Source organism: Acinetobacter sp. ACIN00229, assembly GCF_016106645.1.
GTDB lineage: Bacteria > Pseudomonadota > Gammaproteobacteria > Pseudomonadales > Moraxellaceae > Acinetobacter > Acinetobacter oleivorans.
This window is the reverse complement of the sequence record NZ_JADWOM010000007.1, coordinates 25,651-46,434: the sequence shown is the minus strand read 5'-3', so window position 1 is coordinate 46,434 and position 20,784 is coordinate 25,651. Positions and strand designations below refer to the sequence as shown.

Annotated in this window: 18 protein-coding genes and 4 tRNA genes; 6 read left to right on the top strand and 16 right to left on the bottom strand. The window is 38.9% G+C overall.

What is annotated here, in order from left to right:
* Window positions 1-70 precede the first annotated feature (70 nt).
* Complete coding sequence (locus I7H67_RS08035) at window positions 71-604, bottom strand: HPP family protein (RefSeq protein ID WP_198307543.1); 534 nt, start codon at window positions 602-604, stop codon at window positions 71-73.
* Between the two features lie 98 nt (window positions 605-702).
* Here I7H67_RS08035 and I7H67_RS08030 point away from each other — a divergent pair, with 98 nt between their 5' ends.
* Together I7H67_RS08030 and I7H67_RS08025 are read left to right on the top strand one after the other, a co-directional pair.
* Window positions 703-1,251 carry a TetR/AcrR family transcriptional regulator gene (locus I7H67_RS08030; protein WP_198307542.1) on the top strand — a complete coding sequence of 183 codons (549 nt, stop codon included), beginning with the start codon at window positions 703-705 and terminating at the stop codon, window positions 1,249-1,251.
* Window positions 1,252-1,265: 14 nt separating this feature from the next.
* Window positions 1,266-1,925: a VOC family protein gene (locus I7H67_RS08025; RefSeq protein WP_151989063.1), complete on the top strand. Its 660-nt coding sequence runs from the start codon at window positions 1,266-1,268 to the stop codon at window positions 1,923-1,925.
* Window positions 1,926-2,010: 85 nt separating this feature from the next.
* Here I7H67_RS08025 and I7H67_RS08020 read toward each other — a convergent pair whose 3' ends face one another.
* From I7H67_RS08020 to I7H67_RS08010, 3 genes are all read right to left on the bottom strand, one after another.
* Window positions 2,011-3,240 (bottom strand): CaiB/BaiF CoA transferase family protein, encoded by a 1,230-nt coding sequence (locus tag I7H67_RS08020; protein WP_198307541.1) that lies wholly within the window; start codon window positions 3,238-3,240, stop codon window positions 2,011-2,013.
* Window positions 3,241-3,292: 52 nt separating this feature from the next.
* Entirely contained in the window at window positions 3,293-4,615 is a 1,323-nt protein-coding gene (locus I7H67_RS08015) for an MFS transporter (protein WP_198307540.1), read from the bottom strand.
* Between the two features lie 225 nt (window positions 4,616-4,840).
* The gene (locus tag I7H67_RS08010) at window positions 4,841-6,061 is read right to left on the bottom strand and encodes an acyl-CoA dehydrogenase (protein WP_004703641.1); all 1,221 of its coding nucleotides are present in this window, start codon (window positions 6,059-6,061) and stop codon (window positions 4,841-4,843) included.
* A gap of 245 nt (window positions 6,062-6,306) precedes the next feature.
* Between I7H67_RS08010 and I7H67_RS08005 the strand changes: the two genes are divergently transcribed.
* A complete protein-coding gene (locus I7H67_RS08005) occupies window positions 6,307-7,254 on the top strand; it encodes a LysR substrate-binding domain-containing protein (RefSeq protein ID WP_151767460.1) in 948 nt (315 codons plus the stop codon).
* Window positions 7,255-7,341: 87 nt separating this feature from the next.
* Here the strand turns inward: I7H67_RS08005 and I7H67_RS08000 are convergent, their stop codons facing one another.
* Window positions 7,342-8,517, bottom strand: a complete 1,176-nt coding sequence (locus I7H67_RS08000; protein WP_198307539.1) for a zinc-binding dehydrogenase — start codon at window positions 8,515-8,517, stop codon at window positions 7,342-7,344.
* Window positions 8,518-8,917: 400 nt separating this feature from the next.
* Here I7H67_RS08000 and add point away from each other — a divergent pair, with 400 nt between their 5' ends.
* The 3 genes from add (at window position 8,918) to I7H67_RS07985 (ending at window position 12,520) form a co-directional block, all read left to right on the top strand.
* Complete coding sequence (gene add, locus I7H67_RS07995; RefSeq protein ID WP_198307538.1) at window positions 8,918-9,910, top strand: adenosine deaminase; 993 nt, start codon at window positions 8,918-8,920, stop codon at window positions 9,908-9,910.
* Between the two features lie 205 nt (window positions 9,911-10,115).
* Window positions 10,116-11,684 carry a hypothetical protein gene (locus tag I7H67_RS07990; protein ID WP_198307537.1) on the top strand — a complete coding sequence of 523 codons (1,569 nt, stop codon included), beginning with the start codon at window positions 10,116-10,118 and terminating at the stop codon, window positions 11,682-11,684.
* 86 nt (window positions 11,685-11,770) lie between these two features.
* Window positions 11,771-12,520, top strand: coding sequence for a hypothetical protein (locus tag I7H67_RS07985; protein WP_198307536.1), 750 nt, complete (start codon window positions 11,771-11,773; stop codon window positions 12,518-12,520).
* A gap of 473 nt (window positions 12,521-12,993) precedes the next feature.
* Here the strand turns inward: I7H67_RS07985 and I7H67_RS07980 are convergent.
* From I7H67_RS07980 to I7H67_RS07930, 11 genes are all read right to left on the bottom strand, one after another.
* Window positions 12,994-13,070 (bottom strand) — tRNA-Pro (locus tag I7H67_RS07980).
* Between the two features lie 4 nt (window positions 13,071-13,074).
* Window positions 13,075-13,150: transfer RNA gene (locus I7H67_RS07975), tRNA-His, on the bottom strand.
* A 32-nt stretch (window positions 13,151-13,182) separates the two neighbouring features.
* Window positions 13,183-13,259: transfer RNA gene (locus I7H67_RS07970), tRNA-Arg, on the bottom strand.
* A gap of 56 nt (window positions 13,260-13,315) precedes the next feature.
* Window positions 13,316-13,392 (bottom strand) — tRNA-Pro (locus tag I7H67_RS07965).
* 142 nt (window positions 13,393-13,534) lie between these two features.
* Entirely contained in the window at window positions 13,535-14,599 is a 1,065-nt protein-coding gene (gene nadA / locus I7H67_RS07960; RefSeq protein WP_004794428.1) for a quinolinate synthase NadA, read from the bottom strand.
* Window positions 14,600-14,743: 144 nt separating this feature from the next.
* A complete protein-coding gene (argJ, locus tag I7H67_RS07955) occupies window positions 14,744-15,964 on the bottom strand; it encodes a bifunctional glutamate N-acetyltransferase/amino-acid acetyltransferase ArgJ (RefSeq protein WP_198307535.1) in 1,221 nt (406 codons plus the stop codon).
* A 133-nt stretch (window positions 15,965-16,097) separates the two neighbouring features.
* A complete protein-coding gene (locus I7H67_RS07950; protein WP_005302878.1) occupies window positions 16,098-16,577 on the bottom strand; it encodes a methylated-DNA--[protein]-cysteine S-methyltransferase in 480 nt (159 codons plus the stop codon).
* A 12-nt stretch (window positions 16,578-16,589) separates the two neighbouring features.
* Entirely contained in the window at window positions 16,590-16,910 is a 321-nt protein-coding gene (locus tag I7H67_RS07945) for a DMT family transporter (RefSeq protein WP_198307534.1), read from the bottom strand.
* Window positions 16,911-17,059: 149 nt separating this feature from the next.
* A complete protein-coding gene (locus tag I7H67_RS07940; RefSeq protein WP_198307533.1) occupies window positions 17,060-18,055 on the bottom strand; it encodes a cation transporter in 996 nt (331 codons plus the stop codon).
* Between the two features lie 28 nt (window positions 18,056-18,083).
* Complete coding sequence (locus I7H67_RS07935) at window positions 18,084-18,839, bottom strand: copper resistance protein B (protein WP_198307532.1); 756 nt, start codon at window positions 18,837-18,839, stop codon at window positions 18,084-18,086.
* A complete protein-coding gene (locus tag I7H67_RS07930; protein WP_198307531.1) occupies window positions 18,826-20,760 on the bottom strand; it encodes a copper resistance system multicopper oxidase in 1,935 nt (644 codons plus the stop codon). The genes I7H67_RS07935 and I7H67_RS07930 overlap by 14 nt, the downstream gene beginning before the upstream one ends.
* Window positions 20,761-20,784 lie beyond the last annotated feature (24 nt).

The window sequence follows — 20,784 nt, the reverse complement described above, 5'->3', positions numbered from 1 at the left end:
CAAAAGTATTCACTATCTTGGCGTAGTGAATACTTTCATTATTTTAAGCTCAAAATACTTCATACCTTGCCTACTTTTTACTATTTAAAATTCCCAAGCCATAGATTGGCCACTTGGTACTCGCTTTAATATTATTAATCAGCATCGCCACCAAAACTAAAGACACTGCGCCAACCAAAACAGGGAAAATTAAGAAACTCCACTGGTAATGTATGCTACTCGCGGTGAGTAAAATAACCAAAGGATTGGCCCCAGCAGGTGGATGAACACATTTAAAAATCTGCATGAGTGCAATTGCACAGCCCACTGATAAAGCAATTGTAAAAATAGAAACACCGACAAATTTTAGAAAAAACAAACCTACAAAAGCCGAAATAAGATGCCCAAATATAATATTTCTCGGCTGTGCCAAAGGTGACTGCGACACGGTATAGAGCAATACACAGGTCGCACCAAACGGCGCCATGATAAAGATATTATGTGTGAGCTTACTCAACCACAGGAGTATAAAAATACTGAGCGTACCCCCAACAAGGCTTCTTAAAACGTCAATTTTAGTGGGCGATGGAGCCAGTTTTTCTTTGCCATAAAAGATCGAGAACATGGTTTTTTTCCTCAAACAAAAATTTGCTTTTTAAAAAGCATATAGATAAAATTTCAAATAGTACAGATCTGTACTATTTTATTTTTTGGAAAAGTTTTATGTCAAAATCTGCCTTAAAAATATTAGATACAGCCGAGAAGTTATTTAACGAAAATAGTTTTGTCGGGGTTGGCGTTGACTTGATTCGCGATGAATCTGGCTGCTCTAAAACCACCATGTACACGTACTATAAAAATAAAAATCAACTAGTTAAGTCTGTACTCGTTGCTCGTGATGAACGGTTTAAGCAAAGCCTTTTGGGCTATGTGGGAGATGCAACAGGGTTGGAAGCCATCAATAAAATTCTGGATTGGCACACCAATTGGTTTAGGCAAGATTTTTTTAAAGGCTGTTTATTTGTAAGAGCAGTCGCTGAATCTAACCAAGATGATCAAGACATTATTTCTATTTCTAAAGCTCATAAACAATGGATTAAAGTATTGATTGCGGAAAACTGCAATATACCGAATGGTGAAGCTTTATCTGAGCTGATCTATACGGTGATTGAAGGCTTAATTAGCCGCTTTTTAGTCGATGGTTTCGATGAAATACTTGCGACAAACATGAAAAATTCTATTAATCAATTATTTAATATTCATCAACATTAGTATGAGAACTTAAAATGGAAGTGGACCATATTTTTATTTGTGTACAATCAGGCGCTCCCGAAGCTGAAACTTTAAAAAAATTCGGTCTAACAGAAGGTTCATCCAACAAGCATCCGGGTCAAGGTACAGAAAACAGACGCTTTTTCTTTAAAAATAGCTTTATCGAATTAATCTTTTTAAATAACCCCGAAGAAGCCTCAAGTGATCTCACAAAACCGACTCTGCTTTTTGAGCGACTAAGTACTCAAAATAATATCGCGTCCCCTTTTGGTATTTGTTTTAGACCTAAAAATAAAGATGATAACGGTGCAAAATTTCCTAATTGGGTGTACAAGCCAAGCTATTTACCAGCCAGCTTAGAAGTAAATGTTGCCAAAGATTCTGTGGTATCTGAACCGATGTGGTTCTTCCTTTCATTTGCTTCACGACCAGACCTTGCTGCAAAAGAAAAACAACAACCACTTGTTCATAGCAAAGATTTATCAGAAATCACCGCGATTAAGGTTTCTATTCCAAACCTTGAAAAGCACCCTACTTCATTGCTGTTCAATTCGCTTGATGATTTTGAAGTGACTAATGGATCGGAGCATTTAATGGAAATTAGTTTTGATCATGAACATCAAGGAATAATTCATGATTTCAGACCAGAGCTGCCGCTTATTTTTAAATATTAAAACGCTTAGTTTCTAATAAAAAACTGTGATTTATTGCAAATCACAGTTTTTATTTAAATTGAATCACATTAAAAACGACAATAGCTTAAGCAATTTTTCCATCAATAATACCTTTCTCTTTTAGCGCAGCTAGTTCTTCTGCTGTTTTAAATCTCGATAAGATTTGAGCAGTATGTTCACCAAGCTCTGGCGGTGCATGATGATATTCAACTGGAGTATCAGACAGCTTGATTGGTGAGCCAATGGTTTGGAAGTTTTCATTTAAACGATGAGGAATATTCACCACCAAATTACGATGCACGATTTGTGGTTCAGCTAAAGCATCTTCAATAGAGTTGATAACACCTACGGGTACTTTTAAGGCATGAATCATGTCGACCCACTCTTTGGCAGTTTTCTGCAAAAAGTGCTCCGACAATAAAGGAATCAGTTCATCTCGATATTTGACGCGGTCTTGGTTGCGCACAAACTTTTCATTTTCGAGTAACTCGGCATAACCAATCGCAACACACAAATCTTTAAACTGTTTGTCGTTACCACACGCAATAATAAATTCTTTATCTTTAGCCTTAAAAGTTTGATACGGAACAATACTCGGGTGTTGATTACCCATGCGCTGTGGGGCCTTACCAGAAGCTAAATAGTTCATTCCCTGATTTGCCAGTGCCGCGACCTGCACATCAAGTAGTGACATATCAATATATTGACCACGCCCTGTGTGCGAACGTGCAATCAAGGCCGCTTGAATGGCAATGGTTGAATACAATCCAGTTTGAATGTCTACCACAGCCACACCAACCTTTTGCGCACCACTGCCTGTGACATCATCAGGTTCACCGGTAATGCTCATTAAGCCAGACATACCCTGAATAATAAAGTCATAACCGGGTTCTTCCGCACGCGGACCATCTTGCCCAAACCCAGTAATCGAGCAATACACAATGTTCGGGTTCAGCTCACTTAATGAGGCATAGTCCAAACCATATTTAGCTAAAGACCCTGTTTTATAGTTTTCAATTACAACATCGGCAGTCTTGGCAATTTCATAAATTAAAGCCTGACCTTCTGGTGTTGTAATGTCCACGGCAACAGAATATTTATTGCGGTTGGTACATTGAAAATAGCCAGATTCACGGGTCAGGTTTCCATCTTGATCAGGCATCCATGGTGGCCCCCACATACGGGTGTCATCACCGACTCGAGGACGTTCAATTTTAATCACTTCCGCGCCAAGGTCTGCCAAGATTTGCCCACACCATGGCCCTGCAAGCACACGACTTAAATCTAAAACCCGAATTCCTTGTAATGCACCCATAACGATACCCTTATCTTTTTAGAAGGTACTCAACGCACCTTCTTGTCATTGTTTATGATTGTTTTTGCGGATCGTACTGACGATCTTTAATAAATAATCCTGGCAATACACCCGCAACAAAATACGCAGCACCCATCACAATAAAGGCCATCGCAAAAGTTCCACCCGATGCCAAGAAACCAATGGTGGCTGGTGCAATCGCTGCCCCGACACGACCAATGTTATAAGCACCGCCAATGGCTGTTCCGCGCACATCCGTTGAAAAACTTTCAGCCATATACGTCGCATTCACACCGTATGGAATGCCATATAAAAAGCCAAAAGTGATTAATAAATACAAAATATTGTCAGGGGTATTGAAGAAAATAATGATTGGCAAAAACACGGCGCTGGCTATTGTTCCAAACACAAAAACAGCACGGCGGTTAAATTTGTCTGCAAGATAACCCGCTAAAATTTTGCCTAAAATCATTGCAGTATATGAACCCACCATATAACTGGTTAAGTTTTTAAAGTTCATATGCACTTCTGTTTCCAAATAACTTGGCATCCAGTTGTTAATACCGTAATAACCAAACTGTAAGAAGAATGCTGTGGTCATCCACAACAAAAACATTTTACGGTGCTTAAAGTTATTAAAAATTTGCTTATAGATACTGCCACTTTTAGGCTTTTCAGCCACAACTATTTCTTTAGGGTGTCTGTTGCCTTGCAAGCTTTCAATTTTAGTGAGCTGCCAAGATTTTGGCTCTGGCACAAATCGTTGTAGGAAAATATTAACAAAAGCAGGTACTACGGTCAGGAAGAACAAAACACGCCAGCCATGATCTGGAATAATTGCGCCAGCTAATAACGTCGCAGCAATATAACCTACGGTCTGACCCGTCTGTAATGTGCCCAATACCGTTGTACGGTAAGTGGTCGGCACATATTCAGCCATAAGAGTATTACAGGCCATATAGAGTGCTCCAATACCCAAAGCACCAATAAAACGTAAGGCCATAAATTGCTCGAAGCTTTGCGTAAAGCCCAATAAGCAAGTCGCTACAGAAAAGAAAGTCACAGAGTTGGCAATGGTTCTTACACGACCAAACTTGTCACATGCCCAACCACCCAAAATACCGCCAATACCCATCCCTGCCAAAGAAGCACTACCTAATGCGCCTGCCTGAAAGGTACTTAAACCAAACTCTGCCTTTAAGCTGGTCAAGCTATAAGACAGCAGCATAATATCAATGCCATCGACTACCATTGCAAAATAGGCAAATAACAACGCCCATTTCCATGTATGAGGTCCGATCTTTTCATATGTTCCAAGGTTACTTGGAAATGTATTTCTTAATTCTTTCGATATTACTTGAACGTCATTGTTCATCTTTAGTTCCTCATTTTCCCAAATGAGTCATCGGTAGCTTACTTATGTTTTCTGCATGACTTAATCTTCTATATTTTCATCATCTTACATTTAGTTTTAAGTACACAGAGGCGTCTCTTTACATGAGTATCCTTACGATGAATCTTGTCATTTTCCATAAATTTTTTGCGTAAAAATCCCTAAAGGTGCTCTCGAAAGAACACCTCTATATTTTAAATGAATGAGTTAGTTACTAAATGCCGCGATGCCTGTTTGGGCACGACCTAAAATAAGAGCATGGACGTCATGTGTGCCTTCATAGGTATTTACGACTTCAAGGTTAACCAAATGACGTGCTACGCCAAACTCATCACTAATACCGTTTCCACCCATCATGTCACGTGCCATACGAGCAATATCAAGTGCTTTCCCACAGTTGTTACGCTTAATTAGAGATGTACCTTCAACGGACGCAATACCTTCATCTTTCATACGGCCAAAACGTAAAGCCACTTGCAAACCCAAAGCAATTTCAGTTTGCATATCTGCGAGTTTCTTTTGAATCAATTGATTTGCAGCCAACGGACGACCAAATTGTTTGCGGTCCATGGTGTATTGATGTGCAGTATGCCAGCAGAACTCGGCAGCCCCCATTGCGCCCCATGCAATGCCATAACGAGCACTGTTTAGACAGGTAAATGGGCCTTTTAAGCCTCGAATTTCAGGGAATGCATTTTCTTCAGGTACAAAAACGTTATCCATCACAATTTCACCCGTAATGGATGCACGTAAACCGACCTTGCCATGAATGGCAGGCGCAGATAAACCTTCCCAGCCCTTTTCCAAAATAAAGCCTCGGATATCACCGACATTACCTTCAGCAGAAACTTCTTTTGCCCAGACCACAAATACATCGGCAATTGGACTGTTGGTAATCCACATTTTTGCGCCGCTTAAACGGTAACCACCGTCAACTTTTTTAGCACGGGTAATCATACTACCCGGGTCTGAACCATGATCAGGCTCGGTCAAACCAAAACAACCAATGTATTCACCAGTAGCTAGTTTAGGTAAATACTTCTGCTTTTGCTCTTCGGTACCAAATTCATGAATTGGAACCATCACCAATGAGCTTTGCACACTCGCCATAGAGCGGTAGCCCGAATCGACATATTCAATTTCACGCGCAACCAAGCCATAACTCACATAGTTCAAACCCGCACCGCCATATTGCTCAGGAATGGTTGGCCCTAATAAACCAAGCTCTCCCATTTCACGGAAAATAGATGGGTCTGTTTTTTCATGACGGAATTGTTCAAGTACACGTGGTTGCAAGCGCTCTTGGCAATAGGCATGAGCCGCATCACGAATCATGCGCTCATCTGGGCTAAGCTGTTGTTCAATTAAAAATGGGTCTTGCCAGTTAAATTGAACTTTTGCTTTTTTTGTTGTCACCATGTGATTCATCGCATCCTCTGCTTGATTTGATCTTCTTTATTTAACTCGATGTTATGCGTGAAAAATGCAGTAATCAAACGATAAATGTTCATGCAGATATGCGACTTACGCATATTTAAAACAAGACGCATTAAATTTAGATATTTAATTGGTTGTATTTCATTAAAAATGGCTTATTTTTATACTAAACTCTGCTCTCTGCATTTAGGTCATATGCCATTTTGAAATATTACGACAAATAAAAGGATTTATTTATGCGAAGAAGCATCCCATCCATTCAGGGCCTGATTTGCTTTGAAAGTGCAGCAAAACATTTAAGTTATACCTATGCTGCGCAAGAGTTATGCATTACCCAAAGCGCGGTCTCTCGCCAAATTCAGCAGTTAGAAGATTTCTTGGGTGTTGAACTCTTTATACGTACTCGGCATGGTGTTGAACTCACCATTGCAGGTCAGCAGTATTTTAAAAGTATTAAGCCTTATTTATTGGGTTTAGAGAAATGTACAGCCGATGTGATTTCTCATAAAGGTTTAGGTGGAACATTAAAGTTAGGCGTGGTGCCTACCTTTGCAACGCGCTGGCTGTTACCCAAGCTCCATCTTTTAAATCAAAAACACCCTGAAATTACAGTACATTTAGAAACCAGTACCAAACCTTTTTTATTTAACGATAATATTTTTGACGCTGCGATTTTCGCAGGTACGCAGCAGCAAATTGACCATTGGCCCGGCATACAAGCGCATTATTTAATGGATGAAGAAATTGTACCTGTGTGCTCACCAAGACTAATCGAAAAGTATTTTCCAGATGCAGACATGATTAATGAAAATACCTATGATTTAAGCCCAGAAGATCTGCTGAAAATTCCCCTACTGCAACAAACCACTCGGCCTAGCATTTGGCAAGAATGGTTTCTAACTCATCACATGCAGCATCCGAAACCTTTTGATGGACAACGCCATGAGTTATTTTCAATGCTTGCGGTTGCTGCCAGTCATGACATGGGAATGGCTTTAATTCCACAAATGCTGATTGAGTCTGAACTACAAAAAAAAGAACTGGTGATTGTTTCCAATAAAAAATTAAAAGGCAGCCGAAAATACTATCTCATTCACTCAAGCCAAGATATCTCACCAACCATTCAGAAATTTGTTGAATGGATTTACCAAGAACTAGAACAACTAAAGAGTAATACAAATTAGCTGAGCCACTTTGTGCGATCTATACGCATAAAAAAGATTGTGATTGATAAGATCACAACCTTTTAGTTAAGCGTAAATGACTTTGAATTAATGACTCATCAATTGAATATCTGAACCTCTACGTTTAGGGTCAATCAAGATTTTGGCGTGCTGTTCAGGGTCACGTAACGCTTCAAATGCATTGGTAACACCTTCTAAACCAACAACACCGGTAATGAGCGGTGAGCAATTCACTTTACCTTCTGCAATCATGTGTAGCGCATCTCTAAACTCAAGCGGTGTATAGCCCAACACAAACTGAATTTCTAACTCTTTATTAATCGCAAGTGCGGGTTCGATTTTGTCACTTTGCATGCAGACGCCCACCCCAACAATTCGGGAAAATAAAGGTGCACCTTCAATAATTTGCTGTAAAACACCCGGTACGCCGACACACTCAAAAATAACAGGACGTTTTGGTAGAGCACCTAATTTATCAATCATGCGCCATCCATGCCACCACGGTAAGCGAGTCGCTTGCAACTTATCAAACAGCCCCATGCCCATATTAATGGCATCAGAAACATTGCCAAGCAAACCAAACTCTTTCCAGTTGGCAAATGGCGATGTCTCTTTAGGGTCTACCACAATATCGGCACCGCATTGCTCGGCAAGCTTACGGCGATTTGGTGAAAAGTCGCTGGCAACCACGGTTTTAACCCCAGCTGCTTTAAGCATTAATATGACACCTAACCCGACAGGACCACACCCAATCACAATTGCAGGTTCACCAGTTTTCACACGGCTACGGCGAACAGCATGCAATGCAACCGCCATAGGTTCAGTCATGGCAGCACTATCGGCATCTAGACCGTTGGGTACTTCAAACATCAAGCTCGATTGAGCCAATACTTGCTCGGCATAACCGCCCGAAGCATTTGGAGAAAGCCCTGTAGATAAATAACCATGCTGATCTACATTTAAAAGCGGCATTGCGCAAACAAGTGTATCGGCTTTAAATTTATGACGTGTTTTTGGACCATAGTCTAAAACCTTGCCGCAAAATTCATGTCCAAGTACAAATGGGTCTGTAGACTTGGCTAAACCATGAAATCCGACACGTGCAGCCAAATCATGCATGTGGTCGCAGTGGTGCTGCATATGTAAATCTGAACCACAAATCCCACATCGAATCACTTCTAACAAAACCTGCCCTTTTGCAGGTGTTAAGTTCGGTTGGTCCACGACTTGTAATGTTGCTTGATGACAAAGTACCGACTTCATTTGAGTGCTTCCTATTTCTTCTTTTTCATTTACTTGCCAGAAATAGATTTCTACAGATAAATTAATCGCTTTATCAGTTTGGTCTTTAGAAGCCTTTATTCATCTTTACAACTAAAAAGCAAAATACCAATGACCATTCTTCAGCCAATCTATTGTTGAAGAGTCAACAAAAACAGGCTCAGCGAAATTAAAAACAATAAAAATCTTGGTGCTTGTATCTTACACAGACTGCGTTATCTTCTTAGGCCAGAACAATGTCATCAAAATTAAAACTTATACAAATATAGTAAGTTCAAAAAACTCAACTCAACGCTTTTCACAAAAACATAGCAAATCCAAACTTTTATCAGCAGCTCTAAACAGGCATGATGAATTAAGACGAACAGATAAGAAGAAATCTATGATTACAAAAACGCTTCCGCTTACAGATATACACCGCCACCTTGATGGCAACATCCGCATTCAAACCATTTTAGAATTGGGCCAACAATACAATTTAGATTTACCTGCTTACGACATTGAATCTTTACGACCACACGTACAAGTTATGGATAACCAACCTGACTTATTAAGTTTTTTATCTAAGCTAGATTGGGGCGTAAAAGTATTAGCGAGTTTAGATGCCTGTAAGCGTATTGCATTTGAAAACATGCAAGATGCAGCACGACAAGGTCTGGACTATGTAGAACTGCGTTTTTCACCGGGTTACATGGGTATGACCCATCAACTCCCACTTGAAGGCGTGGTTGAAGCTGTGATTGCTGGAGTCAAAGAAGGTAGTCAAGCTTACGGAGTAAAAGCGAATTTAATTGGCATTATGAGCCGTACTTTTGGTCAAGAAGCCTGCGAAAAAGAATTAAATGCCCTACTTGCCCATAAAAATGATATTAAAGCGTTGGATCTTGCTGGAGATGAGCTTGGTTTTCCGGGCAATTTATTTATTGAGCACTTTAAAAAAGCGCGTGATGCAGGTTGGCACATTACGGTACATGCAGGTGAAGCTGCCGGCCCAGAAAGTATTTGGCAAGCTATTGAAGAATTAGGGGCCGAACGAATTGGACATGGCGTTAAAGCAGTTCAAGATTTAAAACTTTTAGATTATTTAGCGAAACATAAGATTGGCATTGAGTCTTGTCTCACTTCAAATATTCAAACAAACACAGTACCCTCACTAGCAGAGCACCCATTAAAGACTTTTTTAGAACATGGTGTGCTTGCAACGATTAATACGGATGACCCTGCTGTAGAAGGTATTGAGATACAACATGAATATTTAACTGCTGCCCCATTAGCTGGTTTAAGCCCTGAGCAAATTTATACAGCTCAAGAAAACGGCCTAAAAATCGCATTTCTATCAGATCAAGAAAAAGATGAGTTAAGACAGAAATACTAGTAATAGTTTCTTTGAAAAAATAGAAATATCTTAATGAAACTATAACCTTTTCTAGCTCAAAAAATCTGTATAAAAGATTTCATTCTCACTTTCTTTAATTAAAACTAGACTCCCATATCTCTACACAGATTTTGCTCTGCTTTTCTTATTGCCGATAGTAAATTGTTATGTCAAGATGCACAAAATATATTTTGGGGGAAATATCGTGCAACAAAATACTGAAAGTACTCTAGATACATCTAATAAAATAAATTTTCTTTTACAAAAGGTTAAAAGTGAAATTGAAATCTATCGAACAGCCTTTAATAATATTGAAAATATACAAGTAAAGATTATTCAAGTTCTACCAGAAAGTATTAGAAATTCAGTAATTAGTATCAATGATTTTAAAGCACAAGATAATCAAATAACACTTAAAATAAATAATATTTCCAATATAACTCATTCAATAAATAATCAATTAGAAGCTAATGTATTAAGGTATGTTTCTGAAAAATTCATTGAAGAATTTTATATTAATTTAAAATCTGTTTCTTCAATTTTTGATGATAATAAAAAATATTTAGTAGAAGTAAGTCAATTAACAGAGGACCATTATAAAAGAAATAATGATTCAAATTTTATTCTTACTGAGATGTTAGAACTCGGCGAAAATACTGTAATTAAGAATATTAATCAATATTTAGTTACTATGCTTGAATCACGAAAAAATATCTATCAGGACTTACTTTTAATTGAGAATGCATTTAAGGATCTAAGTAATGATTTTAATCAATTAGTTAGAATTAATAATGAGGTTAAATTAAGAGAGGATTTAATCAATGAAAATCTAGTTGAAAAACTTGAAACTGAAAAAGAAAAACTTTTCAAACTTTTCAATCATGAAGTAACTAGACTCTTTAATTCAGCAAAAACTAGCTTAAATAATTTTGAATTAGATCTTAAGTCAGCAAATGATAGTGTAAAAAACTTAAAAGATTCTGTTGATTCAGGAATTAGAGATCTCTCAAATTTAAATGATAGAGCTGAAAAAATTGATCTAGAATTATCAAAAAGAATAAGTGAAAAAATGCTTACTGTTAATGAGGTTTTAGGTAAGAATAGTGAAGAGATCAGTCAAAATTTAAAACAAAAATCACATGATATTGATGAACAATATAATGCTCTTAGAAATAGAGTTTTTGCAAAATCAACTCGAATTCGAAATGCACATAATGACTTTATTAGACTTGTTGAACGTGCTGGGATTTATGAATTAACTCAGAACTACAAAGAAAAAGCTGTAGAAGAAAAAAAGGATTATAACTTTTTTAGTTGGGCTACTATTATAGCCATTAGTTTAGCTATTATTACTACTATAGTTATTATAGCTATCCCTATTGTTGAACATTGGAAGGCAAACCCTCCTATAGAAACTAACTACTATACCATTCTTGCAAGACTATCTATTTCACTAATGTTCTTTGTATTAGCTGTTTATACCTCTAAACAATCAGCTAAGCATTATGAATGCTATCAGGAAAATCATAGAACGTTTTTACAACTTGCAGCTTTAGAACCTTTCATGGCTAGAATGAGTGAAGAGGAACAAAAAACAATTAGGAAAGGTCTAATTCCAATTTATTTTAATCAAAATGCTGAAGGAAAGTTTGCAACTAAAGGTGAGGAGCTTGGAATGCAATTTAATATGCAAGCATTCGTAGAAAAGTTTTTTGAAGTTGGTAAAAATATCACTGATAAAAATAATACGGATCAATCGAAGCCTAACGGGTAGATGAAAATTCAAAATTTGATTTTTAAAGAGTCACTATGCAAATATAGTGACTCTTTTTTATAACTTAATAAATATCAAAGGAAAAAATGGCCACATTCTTTACAATTTTATTTTTTATTGGTTTGTTGGGTACTTTTGTCTGTTTAATTAAGCCCTCTCTTACTCAATTTAAAAATAAACCTTCTCTTTCAAGATTAAAAATTTTTCTCTATGGTATAGGAATAAATATTATTTTATTGGCAATGGTAGGTGTATTTGCACCTAAAATAGAACAAAAATCTAAAGCTGAAAATGTAGAAAAAAAGGACATTACACCCCCAACTAATACACCTATAGAAAACAATGCAAAGTTAGCCGAAAGTCCTATAAAAAAGGCTGAAACAAGTTTAGGAATGACACCAGAACAGTTCCGAGAAAAGTTTAATTTTACGCTTCATTCACTTGATATTGATTCCATATCCCCATTATCAAAATTCGATGTTAAATCAGGAAGTGTTTTTGATAGCTTTCAGGTTCTATTTTCAAAAGATATTGCTATGGTTGGTACGGTAACAAAGGATGGCCAATTAAAAGAACTTACTTTTATCATGGGTAAAACTGACCAATATGAGCAAGCAATGCATGATCTTCTTATTGTGTCTGGTATCAGTACTAAGGTTGTCAGTCCCGAAGATGATAAAGCTGGGAATACAGTTGTAAAGCTGATTACAGAAGCTTTGAAAAATATTGAAAAAGAAGATAACTCGCATAGTAAGATTATTGGAAATGTTAAGTATTATGCAATGGCTAATGTGAATACTGGTTTATGGGTGGGTATTTCTCCAGCTGAGGATTAATCAATAAATACATTATAAGAAGGCCACTTAATGTGACCTTCTTTCTTCCCTATATATCCAGCAAGCCACATTTGCGGAGTCCCCAATTCATTAAGCTAACAAGCTCTCATGCAGTGTTATATGCATTTATAAAGTGCTCATATCAGAACTTCTTCATATACCCAATAATATTTAGAAGAACCTACCAGATTCATGTCTAAACGGAAATTTTTATAAAATAGTTGAAGTAGTTATTCAGAATCCATATTTTAGCCCTTGTTTTCCAAAGCCCAAAATACACATATAATTTTTAAAATCTTTAATTGATATAAATAAGGAAAAACAGAGCTTATATAAACACGTTCAAATATTGGAGTACGTTTGAATTAAAATTTCGAAGTAGAAAAACAAAAAAATTCCTTCTATCGATAAGATAAGAAGAAATTCTTTTTAATATTTGGGATATTTTTTAAAGCTTGAACGCTTTTAAAATATGGTCGGAGCAGTAGGATTCGAACCTACGACCCCCTGGTCCCAAACCAGGTGCACTACCAGGCTGTGCTATGCTCCGAAATTGGGGTGAATGACGGGATTCGAACCCGCGACAACTGGAATCACAATCCAGGGCTCTACCAACTGAGCTACATCCACCATCAAATAGTTCTATATACCAAGCTACCGATTGGCGCGCCTGACAGGATTCGAACCTGTGACCATCCGCTTAGAAGGCGGATGCTCTATCCAACTGAGCTACAGGCGCTTAACCGATGATGCTTATCATGCGATACTTCGCCGATCTTAAAATATTATTTTAAGTGGTCGGAGCAGTAGGATTCGAACCTACGACCCCCTGGTCCCAAACCAGGTGCACTACCAGGCTGTGCTATGCTCCGATCTATCTCAGCTTTTGCTGTATCGCACATCGTGCGGTACGGTGTGCATTCTAGGCGCGACGCCCTCAGACGTCAACACCTATTGTCAAAAAAAGTTAAAAATCCTTATCAAATGTATATTTAACAAGCATTTTGAGGTTTTTTAACGCTTTAACGATGCACTAAAGGCTAACATTCGATCTAAAGGCATTTTGGCACGTTCAGCAAGCGCTGGATCAACGTGTATTTCCTGATCACCTTTTTGTAAAACTTCTAAAATTCCATCGAGTTCATTCATTGCCATCCACGGACAGTGAGCACATGAACGACAAGTTGCACCCTCACCTGCTGTTGGTGCCTCAACTAAAATCTTATTCGGTACCGCTTGCTGCATTTTGTAGAAAATACCGCGGTCAGTTGCCACAATGAGTCTTTCATTTGGCAAAGTCTGCGCAGCTTTAATCAGTTGAGAGGTACTACCTACCGCATCGGCAATGTCTACAACTGATTCAGGCGATTCTGGATGTACCAATACAGCCGCATCAGGGTACAGTGCTTTCATGTTGGCAATGCCACGTGCACGGAATTCTTCATGCACAATACATGCGCCATCCCAAAGCAACATATCTGCACCAGTTTTCTTTTGAATATAGCGACCTAAGTGCTGATCTGGTGCCCAAATAATTTTTTCGCCTAAGCTATCTAGGTGTTCAACAATTTCTACAGCACAGCTTGAAGTCACCACCCAATCTGCACGTGCTTTAACAGCAGCCGATGTGTTGGCATAAACAACTACGGTGTGGTCAGGGTGCTGATCACAAAATGCTGTGAACTCATCGACAGGACAGCCCAAATCGAGTGAACAGGTTGCCTCAAGTGTCGGCATTAAAATTGTTTTTTCAGGAGACAGAATTTTTGCTGTTTCTCCCATAAACTTTACACCAGCCACAACGAGCGTTGAGGCAGCATGATCTCGTCCGAAACGGGCCATTTCTAAAGAGTCAGAAACGCATCCACCTGTTTTTTCGGCCAGCTCCTGTACTTCAGGGTCGCAATAGTAATGAGCAACAAGGACAGCATCACGTTTTTTGAGCTCTGCTTCGATCTGTGCAAACTTTTGTTGTTTTGCTTCTTCACTTAAGCGATTGTCTTTTGGCTCACCTAAACGGTCTAAATGCGCTTGTACAATGTTTTTTGCATCGTTGGCAATTAAAGTCGCATCACTCATAAAACGTCTTCTCTATCCTTCATGCTGGCATACCTGCTCGCATATAACGTTACTGCTTAAATGATTTACGGATTGAATCATTTAATATCAAAAGTTGGGGCTAATAAAAAAGCCTCTTTGTCGAGGCTTGATTATAACTGATATTTAAGAACGGTAATCAGCATTAATTTTGACATAGTCGTAAGATAAGTCACAGGTATATACCGTGTCTTTGGCTTGACCACGTCCTAAATCAACACGAATGGTAATTTCGGTTTGAGCCATAACACGCGCGCCCGCTTCTTCGGTATAGTCCTCAGCTGCGCCGCCGTCTTTACAGATTTGTACGTCGTCTAACCACACTTGAATTTTAGACACGTCTAGGTCTTTAACTCCTGCATAGCCAATCGCAGCTAAAATACGTCCCCAGTTCGGGTCCGATGCAAAAAGCGCAGTTTTGACAAGTGGTGAATGCGCAATGCTATAAGCAATGTCACAACACTCCTGAATGTTACCGCCACCTTCTACAGCAACAGTAATAAACTTCGTCGCACCTTCGCCGTCACGAACAATTAACTGTGCTAAACGATTCATTACACGAGCAAGTACTTCTAACACTTTAGTGTAGCGTGCATCACTGTCCGATGTAATTTCAGCGCCACCTGCCTGACCTGTTGCTACAAAAATACAAGAGTCATTTGTTGAGGTATCGCCATCAATCGTAATACGGTTAAATGAATGCTCAACCGTCGTTTTTAGTAGCTTTTGTACTAAATCACGGCTAATAGGTGCATCTGTTGCTACAAAGCTCAACATGGTTGCCATGTTCGGGCGGATCATTCCGGCGCCTTTACTAATACCTGTCATGGTATAAGTAATGCCATCAAGTTCAAATTGTTCAGATGCACCTTTAGGTACTGTGTCTGTGGTCATAATGCCAGATGCAGCATCATTCCAAGCCGCGTCTTGTACGCTATTTAATGCTGGCTGAAGACCAGCAAGTAAACGTTCCATCGGAAGCTGCTCACCAATCACCCCCGTAGAAAACGGAAGGACTTCAAAACTGTTTACCCCAGCAATCTCCGCCAATTTTGCACAAGTATCTTGAGCATTTTTCAAACCCATAGGTCCAGTTCCTGCATTGGCATTACCTGTATTAATCACTAAATAACGAGGATTACCTTCGGCAAGATGGGCTTTAGAAACATGAACAGGCGCTGCACAAAATGCATTTTGAGTAAATACACCAGCAATATTTGAACCTTCTGCAAACTCAAAAATGACTAAATCTCGTCGGTTTTGGTAACGTACATATGCTTCTGTTGAGCCAATTTTTACACCTTTTACCACATGCATTTGTGGCATTGTTACGTCACCGACAGCCATTTTTAGAACATCCAAAGTTTGTTGAATAAGATCAATATTTCAAAAAAAGCGATGCCATGAAGCACTTTCTTCATGAAATATCATAGTGGACAGCTTAGTAGAAAAGTCTAAAAAAATCGAGCGCAAAAACGGCTCATTGTTGCTCTAGTTTTAATAAAATATCTTTCTTATCAAGCCCACCAGCAAAACCAACTAAAGCACCGCCCGCACCAATGACACGATGACAAGGTGCAATAATTGAAATCGGGTTTTTGCCATTTGCCGCGCCAACTGCTCTCACCGCTTTTTCATTGCCAATTTGAACAGCAATATCTTTATAACTTCTTGTTTCACCATAAGGGATGGTCAATAAAGCAGACCAGACCTGCTTTTGAAATACGGTTCCTTCGAAATCGAGTGGTAATGTAAACTCACGGCGTTTACCTTCAAAATATTCTTTTAATTGTTGTTCGGTCTTTAATAAAACTGGATGCTCAAGTTGTTCGACTAGCTCGGCCAGTCGAACACGTTTTGGATTTTCATTGTCCCAGAGTATTGCCACCAAAGCATTTTCATTCGCAACCAGCTTTAATTGCCCAACAGGCGAATTGATATACTTATAAGACAGCAACATAGTTTTATTCTCTTAGAAAGGCGATGAAATTTTCATTAAAACCAAACCTGACACAATTAATACAGCGGCAATCATTCGCATAGCGCCAACAGGCTCATGAAGAAAGAAAATACCGACTAGAAATGACCCGATTGCGCCAATTCCTGTCCAAACCGTATAGGCAGTACCAAGGGGTAAAGTCTTCATTGACATTGAAAGTAGAATTACGCTCAAAATCATAAAAACTACGGTAATAACACTAGGGGTTAAACGTGTAAAACCTTCAGACATTTTCATAGAATATGCCCAAATGATTTCAAATACACCTGCTAAAATTAAAATAGCCCAAGCCATAACATTCACTAATTTTTATAGTGTCAGGTCGTCCCGACATGATTACCCAATATGGGGGAGGTCGTTCCTCCTTTATGTGAGGACTCAGTTTACTTTAAAATAAAAAATGAAGGCAAACCCTATCTAAAGCTTACCTGTCTTAGAAAATCTTATTCATTTTTTAACTGTAAAATTTTTCGTGCGCCATTTAAAACAAACAAGACAATAATTAATCCAATCATTAAATCAGGATAAGGAGAACCTGTAATGGCAACGAATATTCCTGCGACAATGACACCCAAGTTTACGATGACATCGTTTGCAGAAAAGATATAACTCGCCTTCATATGTGCCCCGCTCTCTTTATGGTCTCTCATTAAATAAAGGCAACTAATATTGGCTGAAAGAGCCAATCCACCAATTAAAATCATGAGAATTGAAACGGGTTCACTGCCGTAAATAAAACGGCGCAATACATCAATTAACACAATCATGGCTAAGCCAAACTGAAACCATCCTGAAAGATGGGCAGCCTTTAATTGCGCATTTAGATTTTTACCCACCACAAATAAAGCAATGCCATAAATTGCAGCATCGGCAAACATATCGAGTGAATCGGCGATTAATCCTGTCGATGAAGCAATAATACCTGCCATAAACTCAATGACAAACATGACGCCATTAATGAGTAACAACCATTGTAAAACTTGCTTTTGTGACGCATTGGTTGAAGAGCTAGCTCGAACCTTTTTAGGTTTTTCAACAGGTTCATAATGTGGCTGCGTTTGTTGTAATTCTGCTCCTAGTCCTAAACGTTGCAGGCTTTGGGTAATCTTTTCAGCTTGAACACTGTGATAAATCGCCAAATGCCGTGCTGGTAAGTCAAAATGAAGCTCTTGAATATCGTCAGAGTAAGAGGCCAAAGCCATCCGCACCATTTGCTCTTCAGCTGCACAATCCATGTGAGGGATATGATAATAACTCACCCATTGGCTGTTTTTAGGCACGGCTTCACTAGGTGTAGAATACTCCTGAGACGGCATGCTTGAGCACCCGCAGCTAGAGCTGGTTTTATTTAAATGTATTTGATTCTCTTGTTTTTCTAAAGCCATCTGTGCACCATAACTGACACAAAAAACAATGCCATCAGTATAAACCAATGGCATGTCATTAAGCTTAATTTTTGTTCTGCAATTAGAACTTAAGTGTTAACCCTGCTCCATAATACCAACCATGTTCAGAGTCGGTTCCAGTTTGCCAAGCCGTTTGTTTTAAACCTTTTTCATAGCCGTATCCCACATCAACAAATGGCATGACCTTTTTGTTGATTTCATAACGGGTTTGAAAACCAGCTTGTAAACTTGATAAACCTGTTTTACTGGCATAGCGAGATTCATCTTGCAAAACAACATCTGCTTTTAAATAAGATTTACCAATTAACTTTTGGGTAAAGAGTAAGTCTCTTTCCGTTTCTAAACTTAGCTTCCATAGCTGGTCTTTACCTGCATAAAGATATGCATCGGTTTCAAAAAAGTAAGGTGCCATGCCATGCAAACCGACTACACCTGCCCAGCGATCTTGCTTTTCATCTTGCCGTTGTAAACGCTCGTAGTTTACCCCAGCCTGTACATCCCAATAGTCAGCTACATTTCGACTGTAAAGTACTGAACCGCCGTAATTAGCATCTTCTGACTCGGCTTTTTCAACATGGGCTTTAATGAATAATTTATTTTCATCAGTTCCCACCCAACTTTCTAATTCAGAAGAAAAACTGCCTTCTCCCTCTTCATTTTGAGTCCAGCCAGTATCAATTTTTGTTGCTTGATAGATCTGTCCACCATGTTCGCGTAAATGATCATGCGTTAAGGGTTCTTGTGCCAAAGCAAGAACTGATACACCAGAAAAAATACCGCAACATATCATTTGAGAAAATAACTTAGTGATGCGCATGACTAGCTCCTTTTTCATTTTCAGATTGAACAGGTGCTTGAGATGCATCTACTGCTCCATCATTCACTTGAGCCACAATCAACTTATTCATCATCCCTGCACTCATGTGATAAAGCAGATGGCAATGAATCGCCCATTCTCCTAAAGCATCGGCTGTTAATAACGCAGTAACGGTCTTTCCTGGTGGAACAATAACAGTATGTTTATTTGGTAAGTTTTCAGCTTGTTGTCCATTTTCTAATTGCATGAACATGCCATGTAAATGCATTGGATGGGCCATCATGCTGTCATTCACGAACTTCAAACGAATACGTTCGCCATACTTAACTTGCAATGGCTCAGCTTCGCTAAATTTCTTGCCATTAATGGTCCAGATATAACGCTCCATGTTGCCGCCTAAACGAATAACAAGCTCTCGTTCTGGCGCACGTGTGTCTGGCTGAGGTGTTAAAGATTGCAAATCGCTATATTGCAGTGCCTTCATACCCTCTGGTGTCGAAGCATTTGCCCAGCCATAAACGGGCTCATCCTTTTTAGACTTATTCTCAGATTGCGCAGGCATCTCATGCTTCATATTCATCATGGCATGGTCATGTTCACTCGATGACATTGCCTGCATATCATGTTTCATTTCAGACATCGCTGACATGTCAGGCTTCATTTGCATCATAGAATGATCATGTTGGCCAGATGACATATTTTTCATGTCATGGCTCATGTTCATCATCGTATGATCATGATTAGTCTGGCTCTCTTCTTTTTTCATTTCAGGCATAGCCGACATGTCGTGTTGCATGTTCATTTGATGGCCAGCATGTTCATCACTCGCCCCATTGCCATGACTCATGCCCATATCATCCATGGTTAGCAAAGAACGTGGGCGTGGCTGCGGCATTTGAACTGCCCCTACAGCTTGTGTATTTTCATTGTGCAAAGTCCCAATGGCAAAACCACTGCGGTCAATAGACTCTGCTTCAATCTGATAATTTAGCTGTTTAGGTTCTACAATTACATCGTAGGTTTCGGCTGTGCCAATACGAAACTCGTCAATTGCAACTGGTTTAACTGGCTGCCCATCTGCACTTACAACTGTCATTTTCAAATTTGGAATTCTGACATCAAAAAATGACATTGCCGATGCGTTAATAAACCGTAATCGAACCTTATCGCCAGCTTTAAAATTACCTGTCCAGTTTTGCTGTGGTGTCTTGCCATTAACCAAGAAGGTATAACCCGTCACATCAGACATATCGGTTTTTAACATCCGCATCTGATTCCACATCGAACGATCTTGCCAAGTTGCTTTTAAGCCTTGTGTTTTAACTTGCTTCAAAACATCAGATACGGTTTCACGGCGGTTTTGATAATACTCAGGAGATTTCTTCAAATTCTTCATAATGCTATCGCTAGAAGAATTATGAAAATCTGAAAGCATCACCACATAATCACGATCAGTTTTTTCATGTGCAGCTACAGGTATTTTCCCTTTTGGATAAATCACGAGCGGGCCATATAAACCATCTTGCTCTTGGCCTTTGCTATGGGCGTGATACCAATAAGTGCCGTTTTGTTTCACCTTAAAGCGGTAAACAAAATCTCCGTTTGGTGCGATTCCTTTAAAACCATTGAAACCCGGTACGCCATCCATTAACCCTGGTAGTAACAACCCATGCCAATGCAAAGATGTATCTTGATTCTTTAATTGGTTATGAACATGAATAACAGCCTCATCTCCTTCCTCAAACTCAAGGAGTGGTGCTGTAAACTTGCCATTTACGGTAATTCGTTTAAGCGGCTGACCCGTAACATTGACCTGTTGTTCATTAATATTAAGGTGATATTCCTTAATTGCCGCGAGAGTCCATGGTGAAACCAATAGACCAAATACAGCGACGAGGCTGCTAATTGTTTTATGAGACATTGCTGTAATCCTTTGAACTAAAAA

What these genes read in the sequence shown, in the direction of transcription:
- I7H67_RS08035 (WP_198307543.1), bottom strand. Translation starts at nt 604, where the DNA reads ATGTTCTCGATCTTTTATGGCAAAGAAAAACTGGCTCCATCGCCCACT.
- I7H67_RS08030 (WP_198307542.1), top strand. Translation starts at nt 703, where the DNA reads ATGTCAAAATCTGCCTTAAAAATATTAGATACAGCCGAGAAGTTATTT.
- I7H67_RS08025 (WP_151989063.1), top strand. Translation starts at nt 1,266, where the DNA reads ATGGAAGTGGACCATATTTTTATTTGTGTACAATCAGGCGCTCCCGAA.
- I7H67_RS08020 (WP_198307541.1), bottom strand. Translation starts at nt 3,240, where the DNA reads ATGGGTGCATTACAAGGAATTCGGGTTTTAGATTTAAGTCGTGTGCTT.
- I7H67_RS08015 (WP_198307540.1), bottom strand. Translation starts at nt 4,615, where the DNA reads ATGAACAATGACGTTCAAGTAATATCGAAAGAATTAAGAAATACATTT.
- I7H67_RS08010 (WP_004703641.1), bottom strand. Translation starts at nt 6,061, where the DNA reads ATGAATCACATGGTGACAACAAAAAAAGCAAAAGTTCAATTTAACTGG.
- I7H67_RS08005 (WP_151767460.1), top strand. Translation starts at nt 6,307, where the DNA reads ATGCGAAGAAGCATCCCATCCATTCAGGGCCTGATTTGCTTTGAAAGT.
- I7H67_RS08000 (WP_198307539.1), bottom strand. Translation starts at nt 8,517, where the DNA reads ATGAAGTCGGTACTTTGTCATCAAGCAACATTACAAGTCGTGGACCAA.
- add (WP_198307538.1), top strand. Translation starts at nt 8,918, where the DNA reads ATGATTACAAAAACGCTTCCGCTTACAGATATACACCGCCACCTTGAT.
- I7H67_RS07985 (WP_198307536.1), top strand. Translation starts at nt 11,771, where the DNA reads ATGGCCACATTCTTTACAATTTTATTTTTTATTGGTTTGTTGGGTACT.
- nadA (WP_004794428.1), bottom strand. Translation starts at nt 14,599, where the DNA reads ATGAGTGATGCGACTTTAATTGCCAACGATGCAAAAAACATTGTACAA.
- argJ (WP_198307535.1), bottom strand. Translation starts at nt 15,964, where the DNA reads ATGGCTGTCGGTGACGTAACAATGCCACAAATGCATGTGGTAAAAGGT.
- I7H67_RS07950 (WP_005302878.1), bottom strand. Translation starts at nt 16,577, where the DNA reads ATGTTGCTGTCTTATAAGTATATCAATTCGCCTGTTGGGCAATTAAAG.
- I7H67_RS07945 (WP_198307534.1), bottom strand. Translation starts at nt 16,910, where the DNA reads ATGGCTTGGGCTATTTTAATTTTAGCAGGTGTATTTGAAATCATTTGG.
- I7H67_RS07940 (WP_198307533.1), bottom strand. Translation starts at nt 18,055, where the DNA reads ATGCCATTGGTTTATACTGATGGCATTGTTTTTTGTGTCAGTTATGGT.
- I7H67_RS07935 (WP_198307532.1), bottom strand. Translation starts at nt 18,839, where the DNA reads ATGCGCATCACTAAGTTATTTTCTCAAATGATATGTTGCGGTATTTTT.
- I7H67_RS07930 (WP_198307531.1), bottom strand. Translation starts at nt 20,760, where the DNA reads ATGTCTCATAAAACAATTAGCAGCCTCGTCGCTGTATTTGGTCTATTG.